Genomic DNA, 2226 nt, shown 5'->3' on the forward strand with positions numbered 1-2226 from the left:
CGCCAAATACCCGAGGTAGGAGCCGGATGCGTTAGCAGCGCACGTCCGGATCTGTGCGGGGGGTGGTCAGTAATGACCATTCCTACCGCGACCGAAAAAATGGCTATTTACCATAATAGAGGTGTGAATATAAGATAGGAGGAAAACCTTATGGAGTAGGCTTTACGCACTTTAGTCTTGAAATTAGCTTATCGCCTAAATCTGAGTGCAATCTTTTCATGCTATTAACTCGTCCCATTGTTTGATTATAAAGTTTTATATATTCGTGAGTGCCTCTATTTTCTGCAGCTTTGCTTTCACATTCAAACACCGCTGATTTTATTTTAGCTCTTTCTGACTTTGACATGGTTGGGACGGAACGATTTACATTGAGCCTATGGACACTCTGACTGTTCCCATTTGTCATCACTGCATACTTCTTTCTATTTGGAGCAACGTCTATGCTTTTAAGCATGGCATAAACTTGACTCGTAATATCTGCTATCTCTATTTTTGTTAAGTTTCTATCGCAGGAAATAGTTATATCATCTACGTATCTAGTGTACACATAACCTTTTTTATTAAAGAAACAAACAAGCTTAGACTCCCTACCCCAAAGCACTAAATTAGCAAGATAACTACTTACCTTACTACCCTGAACTAAAAAACCTTTATGTGTTACTAACTCTGATAAACAGTCCGCAACAGTGTGTGAAAAGTTAAATACCCCAACCCATACTTCATGAATTGTTTTTTTACTTATGGAGGGGAAAAAATTTGATACATCAGTACTTATCACTACTTTTTTATTTGTGTGCTCTTTAGTATTACTAATGTAATCTTTACCCTTCAAACTACCGTGTAAAAAGTTTGGGTATTTCACCTGTTTCAAAAAAAAAGTATTAATCCGCTCATGAAATTTCTTTAACTCAGGTTTAACGTCATAAGTATTTCTTACTGAACCATCTGGTTTATTTATAACCTTGGTTAGATAAAAATATTTATCAGAATTGGCAGTTAGATTGGATAATGTATCTGAAGTTGTACCAAGTGCTTTAGCTAATGAATTTAAACTAGCTATAGGCTTATGAGGGTAAAGAGGTATCATTGCTATCAGCCTCTATTAATTGCAGCGCGGTCAATGATAGCTTTTCAGCTAATTCACTACTAATCCCGTTAAGTTCGTTCACATCGGAGGCTAAAAACATAAAGATACTTGCAGGAATGTTTAACGCACTACAAATTTTATTGACGGTGGTTACGTTTGGATCCCTTTTCCCTTGTTCTAATAGGGATATATAAGATACAGAAACCTCTGCCAGTTCAGCCAGTTTAGTTTTTGTTATACCTTTTTGTGTCCTGCAAAGCTTAAGTGCTTTACTAATATTCATTGTGTTCCCCTAGAAAAATACGTGACCTGCTGCAAACGACTTACTGCCCTAGTTCAAGCAGGATTTTAACAAGACGCTCTACAGCAGGAATCCAAGAAATAACCTTGTCGACTATAATTAACAATTGGCGAGGGGTTATATTTGTATTACAACTTTCAAGTTCTTTAATTATCCGGCCTAACTCAATACGTTCACTACTGTCTATGTCATCATGTAGCTCAGATTGGATCATTTTTAGGGATTCAATTGAGCTTTTTAAAAGTTCTTGATTAATCATAATTTTCAAACCTATGTCTAGTCAGTGCAAAATTACACCAGTCGACAACACAATATTAAACTGAATAGAAATGGCATAGACAGCGCAGGTCACTCATTTAGCGCTTGTAAAGCGCTTACCAGTCGAAATTTAACTTTCTAGCTATTCGTCGTAACGGTTTCTTAGCTATTCGTCGTAACGATTTCTTAGCTATTCGTCGTAACGGGAACTACGTACGATAAACTTTGCCTGGGTAGTAGATTGCAATTTAAAGCAATCGACTCAAAAGAGTCACAATCTTGTTCAATATTAGGTTTAAACTTTTAAATACATCAGGGTGGTACACCCTGTACAGGACATATAATACACAAAAAAACGTTTAAAACAAAGTTTTTTGACTGAGAGTCAAAAAAAAGGTGTTTTTGTAGGCTTTAATTGCCGTTATCTATTTTCTATATTTACCATAACGCCCGATTTTACGAAATAAAAAAGGCTACCTAAATGGTAATGCCGATCGGTTAAGGATCTAATAAGAAAACTTGAACGATCTTCCAGATAGATCATAATCCCTAATCTTATTTAAGGTTGGGGATTTTTTTT

Annotated in this window: 3 protein-coding genes; all 3 read right to left on the bottom strand. The window is 36.0% G+C overall.

Going from position 1 to position 2226, the window contains the following annotated elements; translation table 11 throughout:
- Positions 1-148: 148 nt before the first annotated feature.
- From H592_RS22160 to H592_RS0111480, 3 genes are read right to left on the bottom strand one after another with little or no spacing between them, the layout of a single operon-like run.
- On the bottom strand, positions 149-1087 hold the full coding sequence (locus H592_RS22160; protein WP_037071692.1) for a reverse transcriptase family protein: 939 nt from the start codon (positions 1085-1087) through the stop codon (positions 149-151).
- A complete protein-coding gene (locus H592_RS0111475; RefSeq protein ID WP_028868893.1) occupies positions 1065-1370 on the bottom strand; it encodes a helix-turn-helix domain-containing protein in 306 nt (101 codons plus the stop codon). Before H592_RS0111475 ends, H592_RS22160 begins: the two co-directional genes overlap by 23 nt.
- Before the next feature lie 40 nt (positions 1371-1410).
- Positions 1411-1647: a hypothetical protein gene (locus H592_RS0111480; protein ID WP_028868894.1), complete on the bottom strand. Its 237-nt coding sequence runs from the start codon at positions 1645-1647 to the stop codon at positions 1411-1413.
- Positions 1648-2226: the final 579 nt, after the last annotated feature.

Source organism: Psychromonas arctica DSM 14288, from assembly GCF_000482725.1.
Taxonomy (GTDB): Bacteria; Pseudomonadota; Gammaproteobacteria; order Enterobacterales; family Psychromonadaceae; genus Psychromonas; species Psychromonas arctica.

What these genes read in the sequence shown, in the direction of transcription:
- H592_RS0111475 (WP_028868893.1), bottom strand. Translation starts at nt 1,370, where the DNA reads ATGAATATTAGTAAAGCACTTAAGCTTTGCAGGACACAAAAAGGTATA.
- H592_RS0111480 (WP_028868894.1), bottom strand. Translation starts at nt 1,647, where the DNA reads ATGATTAATCAAGAACTTTTAAAAAGCTCAATTGAATCCCTAAAAATG.
- H592_RS22160 (WP_037071692.1), bottom strand. Translation starts at nt 1,087, where the DNA reads ATGATACCTCTTTACCCTCATAAGCCTATAGCTAGTTTAAATTCATTA.